Consider the following 21,060-nt stretch of genomic DNA (forward strand, 5'->3'; position numbering starts at 1 on the left):
GAGTCTGGGCGGCATCTCAGCACGGATGGGCACGCCGGGCCAAGAGGTCGTAGCCATGTCAGGTGAAAGATTTCACAAACGACGGCACCGGCGCGGGAGGACCGGCGGGGGCCGGGACTCAGCTCATACGCAGGGCGAGGAAGAAGTCGAGCTTGTCCTCCAGACGCGAGAGGTCACGCCCCGTCAACTGCTCGATTCGCCCGACCCGGTAGCGCAGCGTGTTGACGTGGAGGTGGAGCCGGGAGGCGCAGCGGGTCCAGGAGCCGTCGCAGTCCAGGAACGCCTCCAGCGTCGGAATCAGCTCCGCGCGGTGGCGGCGGTCGTAGTCGCGCAGCGGGTCGAGCAGCCGTGCGGTGAACGCGCGGCGCACGTCGTCCGGGACGAACGGCAGCAGCAGGACGTGCGAGGCCAGTTCGTGGTGCCCGGCCGCGCAGACCCGGCCCGGGCGGGCCGCCGCCACCCGGCGCGCGTGCCGGGCCTCCTCCAGCGCGCCGCGCAGCCCCTCGGGCGAGTGCACGGCCGCGCTGACGCCGAGGGTGAGCCGGCCGTCGTCGGCCAGGCCCGCGGAGAGGGGTTCGCGGACGGCCGCGAGCAGGACCTCGGCGTTCAGCGAGACGTCCTCGCCGTCGGGCTCGGGGCCGCCACCGGCACCCTGGGCGGGCACGGCGGGAGCAGGCAGGGGCACGAGGGCCACGGCCTCGTCGCCCGTGTCGGCGACGGCCGTCCGGTCGGCAAAGTCGGCGCCGGTGACCGCCGGGTCGGCCAGGATCTCCTCCAGCAGCGCCTGCGCGATCGCGCCACCCGTGAGGGCGGCCCCGGGGCCGCCGAGAGTCGCGGCCTCGCCCCCGGCTCCGTCCCGTTCGACGCGCGCCACCACGACCTGCCACCGCGGCGCCGCCCCCAGACCTGGCAGCAGCACCGGGGCGGCGACCCGCAACCGGGCGGCGATCTCGGCGGGCGGCGCCCCCGTCTGGACCAGCTCCACGACTTCCTGGGCGAGCCTTCGGCGTACCGCACGGGCCGCGTCGCGCCGGTCCCGTTCGACCGCGATCAGCTGGGTGACGCCCTGAAGGAGATCCAGTCGGGCCGCGGGCCAGTCGCCCGGGTCCGCCTCGACCGCGAGCAGCCAGTCGGACAGCCACGACGCGCGCACGTCCCCGGAGATCGAGGCCGCGCCCCGCCCGGTGTTCCGGATCGGGAGGAGAGCGTACGTGGTGCCGTCGACCACGGCCCGGTGCGGGGGCCGGTGGCCGCCGCGGGCGGCGGCCAGGTGGTGCCCGGCGAGCGCCGCGCCGACCGGCCTCGGCAGCGGGGCGGCACCGGCCCCCGCCACCTGCCGCCCGGTGGGGGAGAGCACCCAGGCGCGCAGGTCGAGGTCGGAGCCGAGCAGATCGAGGACCACGTCCGGGCCGCCACCGGCCGGCCCCGACGTCATCAGCCTGCGGTGCCGGTCCACGACCGCGGCCAGATCGCCCGCGCGCTCGCCCGACACCTGGCGCACCACGTGCTCGGTGATCGTCGCGAACGCCACGGTCTCGTGGACGGCGAAGAGCGGCAGCCGGTGCCGGGCGCAGGCGTCGACCAGATCGCCGGGAACGGCCCCCAGCTCCGCCTCGCCGGCCGCGAGCCCGGCGACCCCCGAACCCACCAGGATGCGCACGAACGGCTCCGAATCCGCCGCGTCGCGACGCCAGGCCAGCCCCGTCAGGACCAGCTCACCGCCCGACAGATAGCGGCTGGGGTCGCGCAGGTCCGTGGTCATCACACCCCGTACGGCCCGGTCCAGCTCGTCCTCGCCGCCGAGCAGCCGCAGCCCCAGCGCGTCGGTCTCCAGCAGTGCGCGCAGCCGCATCTCGTCGCCGCCGATCTCTTCCGTTGGTGCGGGTGACAACCGGGTGATGCGGTGAGACCACCGATACCCGCCATTCGTTCGAATCTACAAGACGACGAGAACGACCGGCCAACGCCTTCATGGTTTCGGTGACTGCACCGGGTGGAGCACCGCTTGTGTACTGGGCCCCGTGCCGCGATAACCACACAGGGAAGACCCGACGAGGACCGGCCGCCCCGCCCTCGGGCTCCGGCCCTCGCCCTCCCGCCCCGGGGCCGGAGGGCGACGACCCCGATCGAGGAGAGAGCCGCCCATGGACTTCCTTCGCCCCGCCGACTGGCAGGAGGCGCTCGCCGCCAAGGCCGCGCACCCGACGGCCGTGCCCATCGCGGGCGGCACCGACGTGATGGTCGAGATCAACTTCGACCACCGGCGACCCGAGTACCTCATGGACCTCGGCCGCGTCGACGAGCTGTCCGCATGGGAGGTGGGCGAGGAGAGCGTACGGCTCGGCGCGTCCGTGCCGTACAGCCGGATCATCGAACACCTGAGCGCCGAGCTGCCGGGCCTGGCGCTCGCCGCGCACACCGTCGCCTCCCCGCAGATCCGCAACCGCGGCGGCGTCGGCGGCAACCTGGGCACCGCCTCGCCCGCCGGGGACGCCCACCCGGCACTGCTCGCCGCGGGCGCCGAGGTGGAGGCCGCGTCCGTGCGCGGGACCAGGATGATCCCGATCGACGCCTTCTACACCGGCGTCAAGCGCAACGCTCTCGCCCCGGACGAGCTGATCCGGGCCGTGCACGTCACAAGGGCCGACGGGCCGCAGCAGTACTCCAAGGTCGGCACCCGCAACGCCATGGTCATCGCCGTCTGCGCCTTCGGACTGGCCCTGCACCCCGCGACCCGCACGGTCCGCACCGGCATCGGCTCCGCCGCGCCCACACCCGTCCGGGCGAAGGAGGCCGAGGAGTTCCTGAACGCCGCGCTCGACGAGGGCGGGTTCTGGGACAGCCGCACGGCCCTCGCCCCGTCCCTCGTCCGACGGTTCGCCGACCTCGCCGCCGGCGCCTGCAACCCGATCGACGACGTGCGAGGCACCGCGCGCTACCGCAGACACGCGGTCGGGGTCATGGCCCGCCGTACCCTCGGCTGGACCTGGGACTCGTACCGCGGCGACGGCCGCAGCAGCGAAGGAGCCGCCTGATCATGCGTGTCGCATTCACCGTCAACGGCCGCCGCTGCGAGGCGGACGACGTCTGGGAGGGCGAGTCCCTGCTCCACGTCCTGCGGGAGCGGATGGGCCTGCCCGGCTCGAAGAACGCCTGCGAACAGGGCGAATGCGGGTCGTGCACGGTCCGCCTGGACGGAGTGCCGGTCTGCTCCTGCCTGGTCGCCGCAGGGCAGGCCGAGGGGCGCGAGATCCTCACCGTGGAGGGCCTCGCCGACTTCCGCGCCCGGCGCTCCCGGGCACGTGCCGACGGCGACGGCAGCGCACTCGACGCGACCCGGCCACAGCCCGCACCGGCCGGGCCCGAGCCCCGGGACGGCGGCGAACTCGCCCCGATCCAAAAGGCGTTCATCGACGCCGGGGCCGTCCAGTGCGGCTTTTGCACCCCCGGCCTGCTCGTCGCCGCCGACGCGCTGCTCGAACACGACCCGCGGCCCTCCGACGCGGACATCCGCGAGGCACTCTCCGGGAACCTCTGCCGCTGCACCGGTTACGAGAAGATCCTGGACGCGGTCCGCCTCGCGGCCGCCCGCACGGAAGGGGAGGTCTGACGATGGGCGTCACCGGCGATCCCACCGGCATCGACCAGGGCGCCCGCACCCGGGGCGGCATCGGCGAGTCCACCCCGCGCCCCGACGGCGTCCTGAAGGTCACCGGAGAGTTCGCGTACTCCTCCGACATGTGGCACGAGGACATGCTCTGGGGCCACACCCTGCGCTCCACGGTCGCGCATGCCGAGATCGTCTCCCTCGACATCACGGAGGCGCTCGCCACCCCCGGCGTCCACGCCGTGCTCACCCACGACGACCTGCCCGCCCCCGTCAAGAACTACGGGCTGGAGATCCAGGACACCCCGGCCCTCGCCCTCGGCAAGGTCCGCCACCACGGCGAACCCGTGGCGCTCGTCGCCGCCGACCACCCCGAGACGGCCCGCCGCGCCGCCGCGAGGATCAGGATCGACTACCGCGAACTGCCCGTCGTCACCGACGAGGCGTCCGCGCTCGCCCCCGATGCCCCGCTCGTCCACGAGCACCGCACCGACCACCACGCCGGACACGTACCGCACCCCAACGTCGTCCACCGCCAGCCCATCGTCCGCGGCGACGCGGACGCGGCGGCGGCCCGCGCCGATGTCGTGGTCGGCGGCGAGTACGTCTTCGGCATGCAGGACCAGGCATTCCTCGGGCCCGAGTCCGGGCTGGCCGTGCCCGCCGAGGACGGCGGCGTCGATCTGTACGTCGCCACCCAGTGGCTCCACGCCGACCGGCGGCAGATCGCCCCCGTCCTCGGCCTGCCCGAGGACAAGGTCCGCATGACGCTCTCCGGCGTCGGCGGGGCCTTCGGCGGACGCGAGGACCTCTCGATGCAGATCCACGCCTGCCTCCTCGCCCTGCGCACCGGCAGACCCGTCAAGATGGTCTACAACCGCTTCGAGTCCTTCTTCGGACACGTCCACCGGCACCCCGCCAGGCTCCGGTACGAGCACGGGGCCACCCGCGACGGCAGGCTGACCCACGTGAGGTGCCGCATCGTGCTGGACGGCGGGGCCTACGCCTCCTCCTCCCCGGCGGTCGTCGGCAACGCCGCCTCGCTCGGCGTCGGCCCGTACGTCGTCGACGACGTCGACATCGAGGCGATCGCCCTCTACACCAACAACCCGCCGTGCGGGGCCATGCGCGGCTTCGGCGCCGTCCAGGCGTGCTTCGCCTACGAGGCCCAGATGGACAAGCTGGCCGCCGCGCTCGGCATGGACCCCGTCGATTTCCGGCAGATCAACGCCATGGAGCAGGGCAGCGTGCTGCCCACCGGACAGGTCGTCGACTCGCCCGCCCCCGTCGCCGAACTGCTGCGCCGGGTCAAGGCCAGGCCGCTGCCGCCCGAGCGCCAGTGGGAGAGCGCCGGCGAGCGGCCCGACGTGCGGGCCCTGCCCGGCGGACTGTCCAACACCACCCATGGCGAAGGCGTCGTACGCGGGGTCGGCTACGCGGTCGGCATCAAGAACGTCGGTTTCTCCGAGGGCTTCGACGACTACTCCACCGCCCGGGTCCGCATGCAGGTCATCGGCGGCGAACCCGTCGCGACCGTGCACACCGCCATGGCGGAGGTCGGCCAGGGCGGCGTCACCGTCCACGCCCAGATCGCCCGCACCGAACTCGGCGTCGCCCGGGTCACCATCCAGCCCGCCGACACCCGGGTCGGCTCGGCGGGCTCCACCTCCGCGTCCCGGCAGACATACGTCACCGGGGGCGCCGTGAAACACGCCTGCGAGGCCGTCCGCGAGAAGATCCTGGAGCTGGGCCGCCGCAGGTTCGGCCCGTACCACCCCGCCTGGGCCACCGCCGAACTGCGCCTGGAGGACGGCAAGGTCGTCACCGACGGCGGCGAGGCGCTGGCCGCGCTGGCGGACGTGCTGGAGGGCGAGAGCGTCGAGGCCGAACTCGAGTGGCGCCACCGCCCCACCGAACCGTTCGACCTGCGCACCGGACAGGGCGACGGACACGTCCAGTACTCCTTCGCCGCCCACCGCGCGGTCGTCGAGGTCGACACCGAACTCGGCCTGGTCAAGGTCGTCGAACTGGCCTGCGCCCAGGACGTCGGCAAGGCGCTCAACCCGCTGTCCGTCGAGGGACAGATCCAGGGCGGCACCACCCAGGGCCTGGGCATCGCCGTCATGGAGGAGATCGTCGTCGACCCGCTGACCGCGAAGGTGCGCAACCCCTCCTTCACGGACTATCTGATCCCCACCATCCTGGACACCCCGGCCATCCCCGTCGACGTGCTCGAACTCGCCGACGACCACGCCCCGTACGGGCTGCGCGGCGTCGGCGAGGCCCCCACCCTGTCGTCGACCCCGGCCGTCCTCGCGGCGATCCGGAACGCGACGGGCCTGGAGCTCGACAGGACCCCGGTGCGCCCCGAACACCTCACGGGCACCTGAGCCGCCGCACCCCCCGCCCACGCCCGGGGGCCCGGGGCAGACTCCGTGCCGCCACGGGGCCGGGACCGGGGTGTTCGTCGTGTACGTCACGCCCGGACCGGGCGAGAGTGGCCCCGCTACCCGCGGCGCCGGCCGTACGCTTCCGTCGGCCCGCCGCGTCGCCGCCGAGCGTCCGCCGGACTCCCGCAACTCCTCCGACCGCCCCGCAGCCAAGGAGAAACGCCATGCTGGACATCGCCGAGGAACTGAGCCGCTGGGCAGGGCGGGGACGCGACTTCGCCGTCGCCACCGTCGTCGCGGTCGGCGGCAGCGCGCCCCGCGGTCCGGGTGCCGCGCTCGCCGTCGACCGCGACGGCACGGCGATCGGGGCGGTCTCCGGCGGGTGCGTCGAGGGCGCGGTGTACGCACTGTGCGAGCGGGCGCTGGACGACGGCACGACCGTTCGCGAGCGGTTCGGCTACAGCGATGACGACGCCTTCGCGGTCGGCCTGACCTGCGGCGGCGTCATCGACGTCCTGGTGACCCCGATCCGCGCGGACGACCCCGCGCGGGCGGTGTTCGCCGCCGCGCTCGACGCCGCCGCACGCGGGGAGGCGGCGGCCGTGGCCCGGATCACGGACGGCCCCGCGCAGCTCCTCGGCCGCCCCCTGCTCGTGCGCCCCGACGGCTCGTACGAGGGCGGACTCGGCGGGCCCCCGGAGCTGGACCGCACGGCGGCGGCCGAGACCCGCGCGATGCTGGACACCGGCCGCACCGGCCCCCTCACCATCGGCGCCGAGGGATCGCGCTGCGGGCAACCGCTCACCCTGCTCGTCGAGTCGAGCGTCCCGCCGCCCCGGATGATCGTCTTCGGCGCCGTCGACTTCGCCGCGGCTCTCGTACGGGCGGGCACGTTCCTCGGATACCACGTCACCGTCTGCGACGCGCGCCCCGTGTTCACCACCCGCGCCCGGTTCCCGGACGCCGACGAACTGGTCGTCGACTGGCCGCACCGCTATCTCGCGGCGACCGACATCGACCCCCGCACGGTCCTGTGCGTCCTCACCCACGACCCGAGGTTCGACATCCCGCTGCTCGAACGGGCGCTGCGGCTGCCGGTGGCGTACGTCGGAGCGATGGGGTCGCGCCGCACCCACCTGGAACGCATCGAACGGCTGCGCGAAGTCGGTGTCACCGAGTCGGAACTGGCCAGGCTGCGTTCCCCGATCGGCCTCGACCTCGGTGCCCGCACCCCCGAGGAGACCGCGCTCTCCATCGCCGCCGAGATCGTCGCCGACCTGCGCGGCGGCAGCGGCGTACCTCTCAGGGGGGCGCACACCCCCATCCACCACGAGGGCGGCCCGCCGCCGACCGGGATGACGACGTCCGTGGCCTGAACCCTCCTGTGCGCTCCGGTGGATCGCGGGCGGACCCGCGACTGTACGGGCAGGTGAACGGTGGTGCGTCACGGGCGAACCGCAGCGAATCGTTCCGGGCCGCGTCCCCGACACGAAGAGCTTCGCCCCCGGCGAGGAGGCCGACGACACCGTCCGGGGCGAGGCGGCCCGGATCAGCGGCGGCCGAGCGCGCCGCGCGCCATCACGGCGGCGCACACCAGCGCGGGCAGCGCCGCGAGCGCGAAACAGACGGGCGGCGGCAGCCGGTCCACCAGGAGACCCGCCCCAGCGCTGCCCAGCGCGGACCCGGCATTGACCGCCGTGTTGACCCACGCACCCGCCCGGGTGCGCGCACCCGCGTCCACGGACTCGTCCGCGACGAGATACGCCGTCGTCAGGGCCGGGGCGACGAAGACCCCGGCCGCCGCCACCACCGCGACCAGCACCGGCACGCCGGGCGAGAGACCGGCCACGACCAGGGCCACGCCCAGGCCGGCGACCAGGACCGGCAGCCGCACCCGGTTCGGGGCACGCCAGGGGACCGCACCGTACGCGAGCCCGCCGACCGCGCTGCCCGCCGACAGCGCCGCCAGCACCCACGCCACCGACCCGCCCCTGTGGTGCTGCTCGGCGAACGCCACCACCAGCAGGTCCAGGCCGCCCAGACACAACCCCACCGCGGCGGCCACGAGCGCGGCGTGCCGCAGCCCGGCGAGCCCGAGCGGCGACCGCCGCCGGCCGCTCCCCGCCTCCGGCGCGGCGCCCCGACCGGCCGAAGGCCCCGGGCGCGTCCCACGCACCGCGGGCGAGCACACCAGCGCCCCCGTGCCCGCCAGCACCAGCGCGGCGCTGATCGCGACGCCCGCCGCGGGGACGGTGTGACCGATCACCACACCCACCAGCAACGGCCCGGTGACGAACAGCAGTTCCTCGGCGACGCCGTCCAGACTGTACGCACGCCGCAGCAGCTCCCGGTCCGGGACGAGACGGCTCCACAGGGTCCGCATCACCGGACCCAGCGGCGGCGTGCACGCGCCCGCCGCGGCGGCGAGCACCCCCAGCACCGGCGCCGGGGCGCCCGGGCGCCAGGTGGCGTACGCCAGGACGGTGAGCAGGACCGCGTACACACCGGCCATCGGCGGCAGGGCCCGGCGCGGCCCGTACCGGTCGACCAACGCGGCACGAGCGGGGGAGAGAAGGACGCTGGTGGCCCCGAACAGGGCCATGACCACACCGGCCGCGGAGAAGGAGCCGGTGGCGTCCTTCACCGCCAGCATCAGGGAGAGCGAGATCATCCCGTACGACAGCCGCCCCACGAGGGCGGCACCGAAGGTCGGGGCGGCGTGCGGGGTGCGCAGGACGGCGGCGTACGAAGGGGCGCGCGAAGGCGCGGGGGAGGGCCGGAGCATGAGGACGTTCCTCGTGAGGGCGACGCGCGGAACGGCGCCGCGGGCATGCGGGGACACCAAAGGCCCGCACCCGGTGGGACGGGGGCGCGGCCGGAACGGGGTCCTACGCACGGGGGAGGAACATGCGCGTCAACGTACCAGGAGGAGCGGTGTGCGGTGGAGGGCGGTGCGGCGGCGGCCCGCGGGGCGCGGACCGTACGCCGCCCCCGCCGTCCTCGTCCGGGCACCGCCACAGCAAGGCCCGGACGGCTCGACGGGCCACGGCGGGCCCCGTACGGTGCGGGCCATGACGACGCCGGCGCACCGGATCCTCCAGGCACTCGACCGTTTCAACACCGCCCATCCCTGGGACCACAACGCGCACTTCCACCGCTGGATCCTGCGACAGCTCCCCCGCCGGTGCGACAGCGCCCTGGACGTCGGCTGCGGCAGCGGGGACCTGGCCAGGCTCCTGACGACCCGGGCGAGGACGGTGCACGCCGTCGACGCCGACCCGGACATCGTGGCCCGGGCCCGTGAACTCACCGGCCCCGCAGCCCCGTTGACCTTCACCGTCGCCGAGGCGCCGACCGGGATGCCGGCCGGCCCGTACGACGTGATCACATGCGTCGCCACCGTCCACCACCTTCCGTTCACCGAGGCCCTCGCCGGATTCCGGGAGCGTCTGGCGCCCGGCGGAACCCTGGTGGTGGTCGGCCTCGCCCGCGAGGAGACCAGGGGCGACCACCTGCTGGCCCTCGTCTCCAGCCCGCTGAACGTCGCCATGGGCTGGGTCAGGAACAGGGGCCGCAGGGCGCCGCGCCCGGTATCGATGACCGCCGTGACCCGGCCGGCCCGGATGACGTTCCGTGAGATCGTTCGCGAGGCACGTGACGTGCTGCCCGGCGCGGAGGCGAGGCGCAGGCTGTTCTGGCGGTACACGCTGGTGTGGCGCGACGGTCCGGGCAGGGGCTGACCGCGAGGGGCCCCGCCGGTCCGGTGCCCGGCCCTGTCCCGCTCCGGGCTGCTCCACCGGAATGAACTGCGTGCGCCGACGAGGTGTCCCCCGGCCGCTCCACCGGCCGTCACACGCCGCACGCCCCTTATAACGGGCGCGTCGTCATGAGAACGGAACAGCCGGAGAAAGGGCGGGCGATGACACTCGGAGCCGAGGACCGCATGGCCGTCACGGAGCTGATCGGCCTGCATGGGCACCTGGTCGACAACGGTGAACTCGACCGCTTGGACGAGCTGTTCACCGCCGACGTGGTCTATGACGCCACGGCCATGGGGCACGGCACGATGCACGGGACGGCGGCCGTCCGGGAGACCGCACGGGCGATGCGGGACCACGGGCCGCTCGGTCATCACGTGACCAACATCGTCCTCACCGCGGTCGACGGCGACCGGGTGCGGGCCCGGTCCAAGGGGATCGGGGTCAGGGCGGACGGCAGCTGCGCAAGCGTGACCTACGACGACCTCGTCGTGCGCGGCCCGAACGGGTGGCGCATCAGCCGCCGCGAGGTCACGGGACGGCGCCCGTCCACCGGGTCCGACGAGCGCACCGAGTGAGCCGTCGCGCACGCACCGCCGCGCCCCACGATCGACGGCGCCCCCTCCGTGACCGGAAGGGGCGCCGTCGGTGTCGCCCGGTCAGGCGGCAGGCGTTCTCGACGTGTCGATGACCTGGCGGATCGCCCGGCCCGAGGCGAGCTCCTCCAACGCCTCGTTGATGCCGGTCAGCGGCAGCGTGCCGGTGTGCATCCGCTCCACCGGCATCAGGCCCGCCCGCCAAAGGTCCAGGAACCGCGGGATGTCGCGACGCGGGACCGCGTCGCCCATGTACGAACCGATCAGGGACTTGCCCTCGCCCGCGAACGCCAGCGCCGGCACCTCCAGCACCCGGTCGGGGGCCGGCAGGCCCACCGAGACGACCCTGCCGCCCCGGGCCACGACCGTCAGGCACTCGGCCATCACCTTCGGGCTGCCCACCGCCTCGATCGCCACCTCGGCGCCGCCGGAGGTGAGTTCGCGGATCGCCTCGACGGCGTCGGCGGGGGCGTACGCGTGGGTCGCGCCCAGCTGGAGGGCCAGTTCGCGCTTCTCCAGGACCGGGTCGACCGCGATGATCGGGTACGCGCCCGCCGCGCGGGCCCCCAGCACGGCGGACAGGCCCACGCCGCCCAGGCCGTAGACGACCGTCGACTGGCCGGGGCGCAGGGCCGCCGTGTTGATGACGGCCCCGGCGCCGGTCAGGACCGCGCAGCCGAACATCGACGCCACCGTGAACGGGACGTCCCGGGGTATCGGCACCACCGACTCCTGGGCCACCACCACGTGTTCGGAGAACGCGGAGACGCCCAGCTGGTGGTGGACGGGGGCGCCCGAGGCGTCGGTCAGCAGCGACGGGCCGTGCAGCAGCGCCCCTGTCCCGTTCGCCGCCGCCGCGCGCTCGCACAGGGCGGGCCGCCCCGCCGCGCAGTCGGCGCAGAAACCGCAGCTCGGCACGAAGACCAGCGCCACGTGGTCGCCGGGGGAGACCCGGCCGACGCCCGGACCTGTCTCCTCCACGACGCCGACCGCCTCGTGACCGAGCGCCATCGGCAGCGGGCGCACCCGGTCGCCATTGACCACCGAGAGGTCCGAGTGGCAGAGCGAGGCGGCCGCGATCCGCACCAGCACCTCGCCCTCGCGCGGCGCGCCCAGTTCCAGCTCCTCCACCTCCACCGGGCGGGTCGTGGCGTAGGGGCGGGCCGTCGACACCCCGCGCAGTACCGCCGCGCGGGTCCTCATGCCTGGGTCTCCGGGCGCGGGGCGCAGCGCAGCACGTCGCGGCTCTCCAGCAGCGGGACGACCTCGCCGAGCACGATCCGCTGGAAGTGCGGGGTGGCGCAGTGGGCGGTGAAGTCGGCCTCGGAGGCGTACTCCTCGTACAGCACGATCGCCCGCGGGTCCTCCGTGCCCTGGTGGACCCGGTAGGCGAGGTTGCCGGGCTCCCGGCGGGAGGCGGCGGCCATGGAGTCCAGGAGGGGGAGGACGGTGTCCTGCTCGCCCTCCTTGGTGCGGTAGCGGGCGACAACGACGTAGGTCATGGGGTTCACTCCTGGGGGGGTGCGGTGGGCCTCTTCGGCGCGGCGGGCGGGACCGGCGGCAGCTGGTCGCGGCGCAGGCTCCAGAGGCGGGGGTCGGACGTGGCGGCGGCGACGGAGCCCAGGGCCAGTGCCAGCGCCACGTCCGCGGGGGTCTCCACGAAGCCCGCGGCGACCGACGGGGACATCGCGCGCTGCGCCTGCGCGCTCATCCGGGCGACGATCGGGGCGGGCATGATCTCGACCAGGTCCGGCGCCCCGCGCGAGATCGCGTCCGTGGAGCGGCGCAGGTTGGACCGGTCGGTGACGAACACCTTCATCATCGTCAGCAGGCCGAGCGGGCGGCCCTTCTCTATGAGGGAGAGCCGGGTGCTGACCACGCCGTGGGCGCCCATGTTCTTGATGAACTCCAGCGCGCCCCTGTCCTGGGCCAGGCCGGGGCTGCTGTCGACGTTCACGAACACGGTCTTCCCCGCCCGGCCCAGCGCCGGTACGACCTGGGGCAGTTGGCCCACCGCGAGCGACGCGACGATGCACACCCGGGCCGGCGCGGTCAGGAACTGGCGCAGCGGCTGGGTGCCGACGACCGATGCGACGACCGGGACCTCGGCGAGGGCGGAGGCGAGCCGGGGGTCGAGCGCGGCGCCGGACCGGGACGGGGAAGGATTCATGGCAAGGACCTGCCTGGGAGGGAGGGTTCGTGGCGGCTGGGCTCAGCTCAGCGGAGACGTACCGAATCGGCTGGGAAGGCCCAGTTTGCCAGGGTTGAGAATGCCCTTCGGGTCCAGGGCGTTCTTCACCGCGACGAAGGCCGCGAAGCCCGCGCCGAGGGAGTCCGCCACGTAGGGGCCGCGCAGCAGACCGCAGCCGTGGTGGTGGCTGAGCGCCGCCGCGTGCTTGATCAGTACGGCGTTGGCGGCGTCCCACACCGCGCGGTACCAGTCGCGGCGCGCCTCGGGGGCCACGTTCCCGCGCAGCGAGAAGTAGACGCAGGCGCCGTCGGTGTACGCGTGCGACTGGTGGGCGGAGGCGGCCAGGGTGCCGTCCACCGCCTGGATCGCGGCGACCACCTCGTCGTAGATCACCGGCAGGTCGGTCCAGGACGCGGCCATCTCCAGGGTGTCGGCGACGAAGCCCGGACCGGGCTCGAAGCCGTCGGCGGACTTGCCGACCAGCATCCGCTCGTCCAGCCAGCGCTCGAAGACGGCCTGGCTGTCCAGCTCGGGGCCGTACTCCTCGCAGACCTCCTTGGCGACCTTGATCGAGGCGTCGACGATCGCCGGGTCGCCCTCGTCCGCGATCAGCAGGAGGTTGGTCCCCGGGTGGCCGAAGTGGGTGCCCGACTCCAGGGTGTCGTACAGGCGCAGGACGGCCGGGGTGGCGCCGCGCTGCATGATCCGGCGGCAGGCGTCCAGGCCCTCGGCGAAGGTCGCGAAGCCGTACGCGGCGGCGGAGGCGTACTCCGGCAGCGGGTGGACCCGCAGCCGGGCCGAGACGATGACGCCGAGGGTGCCCTCGGAACCGACGAACAGCTGGCGCAGGTCCGGACCGACCGCGGCACGGGCGTAGTCGCCGTAGGTGGCCCGCGTGCCGTCCGCGTGCACGACGTCGACACCGACGACCATGTCCTCGATCTTGCCGTACCGGGTGGAGAGCTGGCCGGCGCCGCGGCAGGCGATCCAGCCGCCGACGGTGGAGACGGCGAACGCGGACGGCCAGTGGCCGGTGGTGACGCCGTACTCCTCCTGGAGCTGCTTCTCGAAGAGGTCCCCGAACATGCCGGGCTGGACGTCCACGATGTTCGACTCGGCGTCGAAGCCGATGATCCCGTCGAGCCTGCACAGGTCGAGGACGACGCCGCCGAAGACGGGGAGTGCGGCGCCCGTGACGTTGGAGCGGCCCGCCGACGGGGTGACCGGGACGCCGGCCTCGTGGCAGATCCGCATCACGGCCGCGACCTGGTCGGCGTCGGCGGCCTCGACGATCACGGCGTCGGGGGTCGCCGGGCGGCCCTCGGTCTCGCCGATCATCGAACCGGCCCACCAGTCACGGGTCCGGGTGACGACCTCCTCGCGCGAGGTGTGCACCGCGTGCGCGACCTCGCGCAGTGCCTCGACCACGGCCTCGGGGACCTCGACCGGGTCCACCTGGAGAGCGGCCTCGCCGTCGCCGATCGGGGTGTTCTGCGCCCACTTGGCGAAGCTGGGCGCACCGACGGTGTAGTTGCCCCGGTTGAACGGGTGGGTGATGGTCTGACGGCTGATCATGCTGCTGTCCCTTCGAGGAGTACGGACTTTTCGTGACGGACGGCTGCGAGGTACTCGGCGACCGAGCGCTCGACCTGCGCCTGCGTGAGGTTCAGTTCCTGGCCGAGGATCGCGCCGACGGCCTCGGCGGCGTCGACGGACGCGTCCCGGGCGAACAGCCGGGCGCGGGTGCGGCGCGAGAGGACGTCGTCGACCGAACGGGCCAGCTCGGCGCGGGCCGCGTACACGACCTCCGCCCTGGTGTACGGGAGTCCCGCGACGACCGGCTCGGCCAGCGACGGGTCGTCCTGGATGAGGTCGCCGACGAACCGGGCCTCGGTGCCGAAGCGTTCGCCGAGGTGCGCGGCGATGCCGCCGGACGCGGCGACGGCCTCGGAGTCGTAACCGGCGCCGCCCAGCAGCGGGAGGTCGGTGGTACGGCTCCTCGCCTTGCGGCCGAGGACCGTCATCACCTTGTCGATGACGAGTTCGCCCATGTGCCGGCTGGTGGTGAGCTTGCCCCCGGTCACCGTCACCATGCCGGTGCGGCCGATGGTGATGTGGTGGTCGCGGCGCATGTCGAGGGTGGCGCCCTCCTTGCCGCCGACCAGCGGACGCAGACCGCCGATCGAGCCGACCACGTCGTCCGGGGTGAGCTTCCCCTCGAAGGCGGTGTTGGCGCCCTCCAGCAGGAAGTGCATCTCCTCGCGGGTGCAGTGCACGTCGTCCGGGGAGCCCTGGTAGTCCTCGTCGGTGGTGCCCAGGACGACGCTGTTGCCCCAGCGGGTGCAGGTCGCACGGCGGGCCCGGCCGGGGATCGGCACGGTGACCGTGCAGTTGATCCGCACCTTGTCCCACGGCACCACGATGTGGACGCCCTTGGCGGGCCTCACCTGTGGCCTGTGGCCGTCGTCCGCCTTCGCGTCCAGTTCGTCGGTCCACACACCGGTGGCGTTGACGACGGCGCGGGCGCGGATGTCGATGGTGTCGCCGTCCGCCCAGACCCGGGCGCCGGACACCTTGCCCGTCTGCATCAGCAGGCCCTCGGCCTTCGCCCCGTTGAGGACCGTCGCGCCGAGTGCGGCGGCGGTGCGGACGATGGTGAGGACGAGACGGGCGTCGTCGGTGCGGGCGTCGAAGTACATCAGCCCGCCCTTGAGGTTCTCGGCGCGCAGCGTCGGCGCCTGTGCGAGGACCTCGGGGACGGTCAGCCGCTGGTGGAGCTTGCCGATCCGCCAGCCGCCGACCAGGTCGTACGTCCACAGCAGGCCCTCGAAGCCCTTGGCGAGGCGGGCGTCGAAGATGCCCTCCTTCTCCAGGATCGGGAAGAGGAACGGCAGCCGGTGCACCAGGTGCGGGGCGTTCTTCCGGAAGCGGTGGCGCTCCAGGAGCGAGTGGCGGACCAGGTTGACGTTGCCCTGCTCGATGTAGCGCAGGCCGCCGTGCACCATCTTCGACGACTTCGACGACGTGCCGGAGGCGAAGTCGTCCTTCTCGATCAGCGCCGCGCGCAGTCCGCGCGAGACCGCGTCCAGCACGGCGTACGCCCCGGTGATGCCGCCGCCGACGACGAGCACGTCGTACGTGTCGTCGGCCAGCCGGCGCTTGAGGGCCGCCCGGTCGAGCAGCAGGGGCGTTCGGCGGGTCGCCGCGGCGTTCCGCCGCGGTTTCCGGGCGGGCATGGTGATCACGACATCAACTCCTGGTGTTTCGGTACGGCGGCCGCGTCGTCGGGGGACGGACCGCCGGTGCGACGGCCGGGGGCCGTCAGTGGGGGGTGGACGTGTTGAGGGGGCGCAGCGCCGGGTCGCCGAGATGCGCGATCAGCACCTCGCGCCAGGCGGCGCGCTGCTCGGCGCGCTCGTCCGCCGGGAGCGACGGTTCGAAGACGTGGCCGTGCGGCTGCGCCTCGACGACCTCCTCCAGCGAGGACCACAGGCCGCGGGCGACCCCGGCCAGATAGGCGGTGCCACGCAGGCTGGCGGTCGCGGAGTCGCAGACCCGCTCCAGCGGCAGACCCGTCAGGTCCGCCTGGATCCGCATCAGCGGGTCGCTGCCGGAGACGCCGCCGCCGACCCGGAGCCGGGTGAACGGGGTGCCCATGGTGTCGGCGACGCCGTCGATCAGGTCGCAGACCGAGTGCGCGATCCCGTCGAGCACGGCGCGGGCGAGATCGGCGCGGGTGGTGGCGAGGGTGAGCCCGGTGAGGGCGGCGGTGGCCTCCGGGTGCCAGACCGGCGTACGGACCCCGGCGAGCGCCGGGACGAAACGCGGGGTGCGGCCCGGCCGGGTGGGGACCCGGCCCGCCTCCTCACCGAGCTCCCTCGGCGACGCGAACAGGCCCAGGTCGTCGCAGAGCCAGCGCAGCGCCGAGCCCGCGGTGGAGGTGTACGCCTCCAGGCTGTAGTGGCTGGTGTCGCCCTGCCGCCGGCCGGGCTGGGCGAGCACCCCGGAGATGTCCGGCCGGGGCAGGGCGGGCGTGGTGCCGGTCGCCGCGTCGACGAACGCGCCGGTCCCGTACACGCACATGCCCTGCCCGGCGGCGAGCCCGCCGAGCGCGACGAGTGCGGCGTGCTGGTCGCCCATGGAGGCGGCCAGCGGGACGGCGACGCCGAGGACGGCCGGGGCGGTGGTGCCGAAACCGGCGTCGTCGGAGCGGAGTTCCGGCAGCAGGTCGAGGGGGAAGCCGAGGTGGCCGATCCACTCCTCGTCCCAGGCGTGCCGCTCCAGCAGATAGCCACCGGTGGACGCGGCGTTGGTCGGGGTGGTGGCGTGCACGGCGCCGCCGGTCAGCCGCCAGATCAGCCAGGTGTCGACGGTGCCGAAGAGCAGCCGCCCCGCCCGGTGCGCCTCGGCCACCTCGGGGTGCGCGGCGATCTGCCGGGCGGCCCAGAGGAACGGGGAGCGGGCTCCGACCGGCCGGCCCTGCCGGGCCAGCAGGGCGGCGTCCCACTCCGCCTCGTACGCGGTGAGTTCCTGCGCGTACCGCCGGTCCTGCCACACCACCGCGGGCAGCAGCGGCCGGCCGGTGACCCGGTCCCACAGCATCGCCGTGGCCCGCTGTGTGGACAGCGCGACCGCGGTGATCTCGATGCCCTCCTCACGGGCCCGGTCGACGGCCCGGCGCGCCACCTCGACGGTGGCGGTCCAGATCTCCATCGGGTCCTGCTCGACGGAGAGGTCGTCCGGGTGGCCGACCGCGATCGACCGGTAGAACACCTCGTGGGCGGCGCCCGAGTCGAGGACGACTCCGGCCCGGGTGCCCGTGGTGCCCTCGTCGATGGACAGCACTCCGCGCCGTGGGGCGGCGCCGGGGAACGTCTGCGTCATTGCAGCCCTTTCGTTGCGGGCATCGCGAGCGAGCCGTGCGGAGAAGAAGGAAGGAGCGGGGGAAGGGAGGGGAGCGGTGGTGGGATGCGGCGGATCAGCGAGCGGCCATGGACCGGGCCGGCCGCGCGGCGGCGTCGGGGTCCTGACCGGCGACCTCGTCGGGCGAGGCGGCCTTCATCGGGTCCCACTTGATCAGCAGACAGGTGATCAGTCCGAGCAGCGGCACGACGGACAGCGCCAGGAAGGTGTCGGCGAGCCCGAGCGATTCCTTGATCTGCGGGAACACATACAGCCCGGCGACACTGCCGAAGCTGCCGACCATGCCGGTGACACCGGTGCCCAGCGCACGCACGTCGCTGCTGTACGAGAGCGCCGCGATGGACTTGCCGTTGGCGCCGGGACCCGCCGAGTGGCACAGGATGAACAGGACCGGCAGCAGGAACGCCACGGCCGTGGGCACCTTCTCGAAGGTCAGCCCCATCGCCACCAGGGCCACGAAGACCCCGGCGAAACCGGCGGCGGAGCTGAGCCGCAGCCCGAGGCGTCGGCCGAAGTACGCGGACAGCAGCCCGCCCGCGATGCCGAAGGCGTTGAACACCATCGACCCGATGGTGGCCTTCTCGAAGCTCTCGCCGAAGATCGCCAGGCTGATCAGCGGCAGGTACCAGCCGACCGCGAAGTACTGCATCGACTGCCCGAGCGAGATCACCGAGGACAGGATCGTGCGCGGCAGGTACGCGCCCTTGAAGAGCAGCCCGGCCTGGCGGAACCCGACGGCGGGCGCCTCGGCGGCGGTGCGGGTCGCCGCGTCGGGCGTACCGGCGACGGCCTTGATCCCGTAGATCCGGTCCAGGTTGGCGACGGAATCCTCCAGCCGCCCCTTGCTGGCCAGCCAGGTGGGGCTCTCCTTGAGCATCAGCGCCTGGCCCAGCAGCAGCACGGCGGCGACGACCGCGGCCGAGCCGACCGACCAGCGCCAGATGTCCGCGCCGACGTCCAGGTGGAAGAAGAACAGGGCCAGTGCGAGGTTGCTGGTGGTGGCGACGTACCAGACGGCCTGCCACAGGTTGAGCCGGCCGCCCAGCTTCGCGGGCGTGTACTCGGCGAGCAGTGCCATGGCCACCGCGAAGTCGATGCCGTACGCGACACCCACCAGGACCCGGCCGAGCCAGACGACAGTGAAGTCACCGGCGAACGCGGCGATCAGGGCGCCCGCGATCGCGAACACCTTGGCGATGAGCAACGGGGGGACGCGGCCGATCCGGGTGGCGAGCCAGCCGCCCACCGGGTTGAAGATGATCGCCAGGGCCGGAGCGGTGGCCGTGAGGATCGAGACCTGGGTGCTCGTGAGCTCCATCTGGGACGTCATCGGCCCCAGGCCCGCGCTCAGCGCGGCGTTGGAGTAGGCGTCGAGGAAGAGCCCGCCGAACACCAGGAACCAGATGATCTGCGCCCGGCCGGTGATCTTTCCCAGCCCATCGATGAGCGCAACGACGTCGGCGACGCCTCTGACGCTCGGACGTTGTGCCATGAGTCCGCCTTCGAGGAAGACCCGTCGGCGGCACGGGGAGCACAGAAACAGGCATGACGAAGCCACCGACAGGTGGTCTGTGTCTGTGCCTGTCAAAACACTGCGGAAAGCGCCGCAGCACGTGAACTGCTGGAACTAGCTACTAGGCAGTGAGGTTAAGAACGCGCCGGGAGGAACGTCAAGGGTTTCGGCCAGGTTACCGAAAAGTGACGGTGGCCGGTGGTCCGGGCGGTGGCCGGAAGCGGAGGCCGGTGCGCCCCCGAACCCGGACCGGGCCGGGGGCGCACCGGGAACCGGCCGCGCGGACCAGGTCAGCGCCCGGCCTGCAGCGCCGCCCAGGTGGCGGCGCCCACGACGCCGTCGGCCGCCAGGCCCCGGCTCGTCTGGTACGCGCGCACCGCCGTCGCCGTCGCCGGGCCGAAGCTCCCGTCGACGGCGAGCGGCGAGCCCAGCGCCGCGGTCAGCGCACGCTGGAGCCGCTTCACCGCGTCGCCCGAGGCACCCTGCCCGATCGTCGGCGTCGCGCCGCCCGACAACAGCGCGGTCCAGGTCCTCGCCCCCACGACGCCGTCGGCGTCCAGTCCCAGGGCCGTCTGGTACGCCCGGACCGCGCTCAGCGTGGCCGGTCCGAAGGAGCCGTCCTCCGCCCCCGCGGGGTGGCCCCGCTCGCCCAGCAGCCGCTGCGCCGCCGCGACCTGCGGACCGGTCGAACCGCTGCGCAGGGTGTCGTACGTGGCGAAGCTCAGCCCGTCGGCCGGGGTGCCGGAGTCCGCGCCGACCAGCTCCATGTACCGCTCCCAGTCCCAGTGCGGGCCGGGGTCGGTGTGGTCGTTGCCGGGGGCCTCGCTGTGCCCGATGATGTGCGCCCGGTCCTTCGGGATGCCGTGCCGGTCGCACAGGTGCCTGGTCAGGGCGGCGGACGAGCGGTACATCGTGTCCGTGAACCAGGACGGGTCGTCGATGAAACCCTCGTGCTCGACGCCGAGCGTCGAGGCGTTGGCGCTGCGTGCGTGGTACGCGGTGTCGGCGTCGCGGACCATCTGGGTGATCTCGCCGTCCGAGGAGCGCACCACGTAGTGCGCGCTCACCCCCGACGCCGGGTCCCGGAACCAGTTGATCGAGCCCGCGTACGAGCCCTGCGTGACATGGATGATCACCTTGTCGATTTCCGCGCTGCGTCCGCCGGCGAAGTTGTCGGCGTGGGCCGGGACCCACAGCGCCGACGGGTAGTCGGGGCTCTGCGTCCGTACGTGAGCGGAGGCCGTCGAGCCCTTCCGCGGGGCGACCCGACGGCCCGTCACCGAGACCCGCTCGCCGCCGGGGACGACGGCGTCGAGGCCGTCGGCCAGGATGTCGTAGACGGCATCGGCGTACAGGGCCGCGGCCGGTCCGTCCGTACCGGCGTACCGGGCGACGACCGGGTACCAGGCGTCGATGTCGTCGCGGTCCCGGGCGTCGAGGCCGAGCGTGTCGGCGTACGCCCGCAGTACCGCGGCGCCGCCCAGGACGTTGGCCGCGGTGTCGGTGCGCAGCTCGGCCGGGGAGGCGCCGGTGAGCGCGGCGGCCCGCTCCAGCGTCCGGTTCACGGGGTTGCTCACCAGGTGCATCACCCCGTACCCGCCCGCCTGGCTGGGCCGCCCGGCATGGCCGTCGAGACGGGTCTCGCCGTAACCGACGGCGGTGAGCAGGTCGCGCGGTACGCCGAACTCCTCGGCCGCCCGCGCGAACGCCCGGTTCATGGGCCGGCCGCCGTCGGGTGCGGCGAGGGCCGGGGCGCCCGCCGCGGCCAGGACGGTGGCGGTGAGGGCCGCCAGAGCGGAGGTACGGACCCTGGCGTGGGAGGCGGCTCGTCGTGACATACCTGCTCCTGCTCTGTGTGGGGGGAAGGCGTGCGTTCCGGGCCCGGGTGGGCGGGAGGGGCGCGGAGCCGCTCAGGGTAATGATGTGTTCAGGTCATGACAATCATCGCGCCCGCGTGTCCCACTCCCGTTCACTCCGACGGAGCTGACGCGCACTGAGAAACCCGAAGCCCGAGCCGGGGCGGTGCGCGGTTCGAGGCCGGGCCGTGGACGCCCGCAGGCCCGGCCCCTGCTGAACGAATGG

The 21,060-nt window shown here is 73.9% G+C and carries 16 protein-coding genes; 6 read left to right on the forward strand and 10 right to left on the reverse strand.

Annotated elements, in window-relative coordinates; all coding sequences use genetic code 11:
- Positions 1–118: 118 nt before the first annotated feature.
- Positions 119–1,852, reverse strand: a complete 1,734-nt coding sequence (locus ACGF2V_RS27935; RefSeq protein WP_362709869.1) for a PucR family transcriptional regulator ligand-binding domain-containing protein — start codon at positions 1,850–1,852, stop codon at positions 119–121.
- A gap of 292 nt (positions 1,853–2,144) precedes the next feature.
- On the opposite strand from ACGF2V_RS27935, the gene ACGF2V_RS27940 reads away from it, so the two are divergent.
- The 4 genes from ACGF2V_RS27940 to ACGF2V_RS27955 all read left to right on the forward strand — a co-directional run bounded on the left by ACGF2V_RS27940 (position 2,145) and on the right by ACGF2V_RS27955 (position 7,373).
- Entirely contained in the window at positions 2,145–3,035 is an 891-nt protein-coding gene (locus ACGF2V_RS27940; RefSeq protein WP_362624055.1) for an FAD binding domain-containing protein, read from the forward strand.
- Positions 3,036–3,037: 2 nt separating this feature from the next.
- Positions 3,038–3,610 (forward strand): (2Fe-2S)-binding protein, encoded by a 573-nt coding sequence (locus ACGF2V_RS27945; RefSeq protein WP_362624052.1) that lies wholly within the window; start codon positions 3,038–3,040, stop codon positions 3,608–3,610.
- A gap of 2 nt (positions 3,611–3,612) precedes the next feature.
- Positions 3,613–5,997, forward strand: a complete 2,385-nt coding sequence (pucD, locus tag ACGF2V_RS27950) for a xanthine dehydrogenase subunit D (RefSeq protein WP_362624049.1) — start codon at positions 3,613–3,615, stop codon at positions 5,995–5,997.
- A gap of 224 nt (positions 5,998–6,221) precedes the next feature.
- Positions 6,222–7,373, forward strand: coding sequence for an XdhC/CoxI family protein (locus ACGF2V_RS27955; RefSeq protein WP_362709803.1), 1,152 nt, complete (start codon positions 6,222–6,224; stop codon positions 7,371–7,373).
- A gap of 173 nt (positions 7,374–7,546) precedes the next feature.
- Here ACGF2V_RS27955 and ACGF2V_RS27960 read toward each other — a convergent pair whose 3' ends face one another.
- Positions 7,547–8,782: an MFS transporter gene (locus tag ACGF2V_RS27960; protein ID WP_362709806.1), complete on the reverse strand. Its 1,236-nt coding sequence runs from the start codon at positions 8,780–8,782 to the stop codon at positions 7,547–7,549.
- A gap of 286 nt (positions 8,783–9,068) precedes the next feature.
- On the opposite strand from ACGF2V_RS27960, the gene ACGF2V_RS27965 reads away from it, so the two are divergent.
- Together ACGF2V_RS27965 and ACGF2V_RS27970 are read left to right on the forward strand one after the other, a co-directional pair.
- A complete protein-coding gene (locus tag ACGF2V_RS27965) occupies positions 9,069–9,737 on the forward strand; it encodes a class I SAM-dependent methyltransferase (protein WP_362709808.1) in 669 nt (222 codons plus the stop codon).
- A 179-nt stretch (positions 9,738–9,916) separates the two neighbouring features.
- Positions 9,917–10,333, forward strand: coding sequence for a nuclear transport factor 2 family protein (locus ACGF2V_RS27970; RefSeq protein ID WP_362624041.1), 417 nt, complete (start codon positions 9,917–9,919; stop codon positions 10,331–10,333).
- Between the two features lie 81 nt (positions 10,334–10,414).
- Here the strand turns inward: ACGF2V_RS27970 and ACGF2V_RS27975 are convergent, their stop codons facing one another.
- The 8 genes from ACGF2V_RS27975 to ACGF2V_RS28010 all read right to left on the reverse strand — a co-directional run bounded on the left by ACGF2V_RS27975 (position 10,415) and on the right by ACGF2V_RS28010 (position 20,816).
- Complete coding sequence (locus tag ACGF2V_RS27975; RefSeq protein WP_362709811.1) at positions 10,415–11,554, reverse strand: zinc-binding dehydrogenase; 1,140 nt, start codon at positions 11,552–11,554, stop codon at positions 10,415–10,417.
- Positions 11,551–11,853: a putative quinol monooxygenase gene (locus ACGF2V_RS27980; RefSeq protein WP_362709813.1), complete on the reverse strand. Its 303-nt coding sequence runs from the start codon at positions 11,851–11,853 to the stop codon at positions 11,551–11,553. Before ACGF2V_RS27980 ends, ACGF2V_RS27975 begins: the two co-directional genes overlap by 4 nt.
- A 5-nt stretch (positions 11,854–11,858) precedes the next feature.
- Positions 11,859–12,521 (reverse strand): glycerol-3-phosphate responsive antiterminator, encoded by a 663-nt coding sequence (locus ACGF2V_RS27985; RefSeq protein ID WP_362624032.1) that lies wholly within the window; start codon positions 12,519–12,521, stop codon positions 11,859–11,861.
- Positions 12,522–12,563: 42 nt separating this feature from the next.
- Positions 12,564–14,117 (reverse strand): FAD-binding oxidoreductase, encoded by a 1,554-nt coding sequence (locus ACGF2V_RS27990; protein ID WP_362709816.1) that lies wholly within the window; start codon positions 14,115–14,117, stop codon positions 12,564–12,566.
- The gene (locus tag ACGF2V_RS27995) at positions 14,114–15,787 is read right to left on the reverse strand and encodes a glycerol-3-phosphate dehydrogenase/oxidase (protein WP_362624026.1); all 1,674 of its coding nucleotides are present in this window, start codon (positions 15,785–15,787) and stop codon (positions 14,114–14,116) included. Before ACGF2V_RS27995 ends, ACGF2V_RS27990 begins: the two co-directional genes overlap by 4 nt.
- A 76-nt stretch (positions 15,788–15,863) precedes the next feature.
- A complete protein-coding gene (locus ACGF2V_RS28000) occupies positions 15,864–17,426 on the reverse strand; it encodes an FGGY family carbohydrate kinase (RefSeq protein ID WP_362709819.1) in 1,563 nt (520 codons plus the stop codon).
- A gap of 94 nt (positions 17,427–17,520) precedes the next feature.
- On the reverse strand, positions 17,521–18,957 hold the full coding sequence (locus ACGF2V_RS28005) for an MFS transporter (protein ID WP_362624020.1): 1,437 nt from the start codon (positions 18,955–18,957) through the stop codon (positions 17,521–17,523).
- A 311-nt stretch (positions 18,958–19,268) separates the two neighbouring features.
- The gene (locus tag ACGF2V_RS28010; protein WP_362709821.1) at positions 19,269–20,816 is read right to left on the reverse strand and encodes an N-acetylmuramoyl-L-alanine amidase; all 1,548 of its coding nucleotides are present in this window, start codon (positions 20,814–20,816) and stop codon (positions 19,269–19,271) included.
- Between the last annotated feature and the right edge of the window lie 244 nt (positions 20,817–21,060).

This window comes from Streptomyces sp. NPDC047982, assembly GCF_043204165.1.
Lineage (GTDB): Bacteria > Actinomycetota > Actinomycetes > Streptomycetales > Streptomycetaceae > Streptomyces.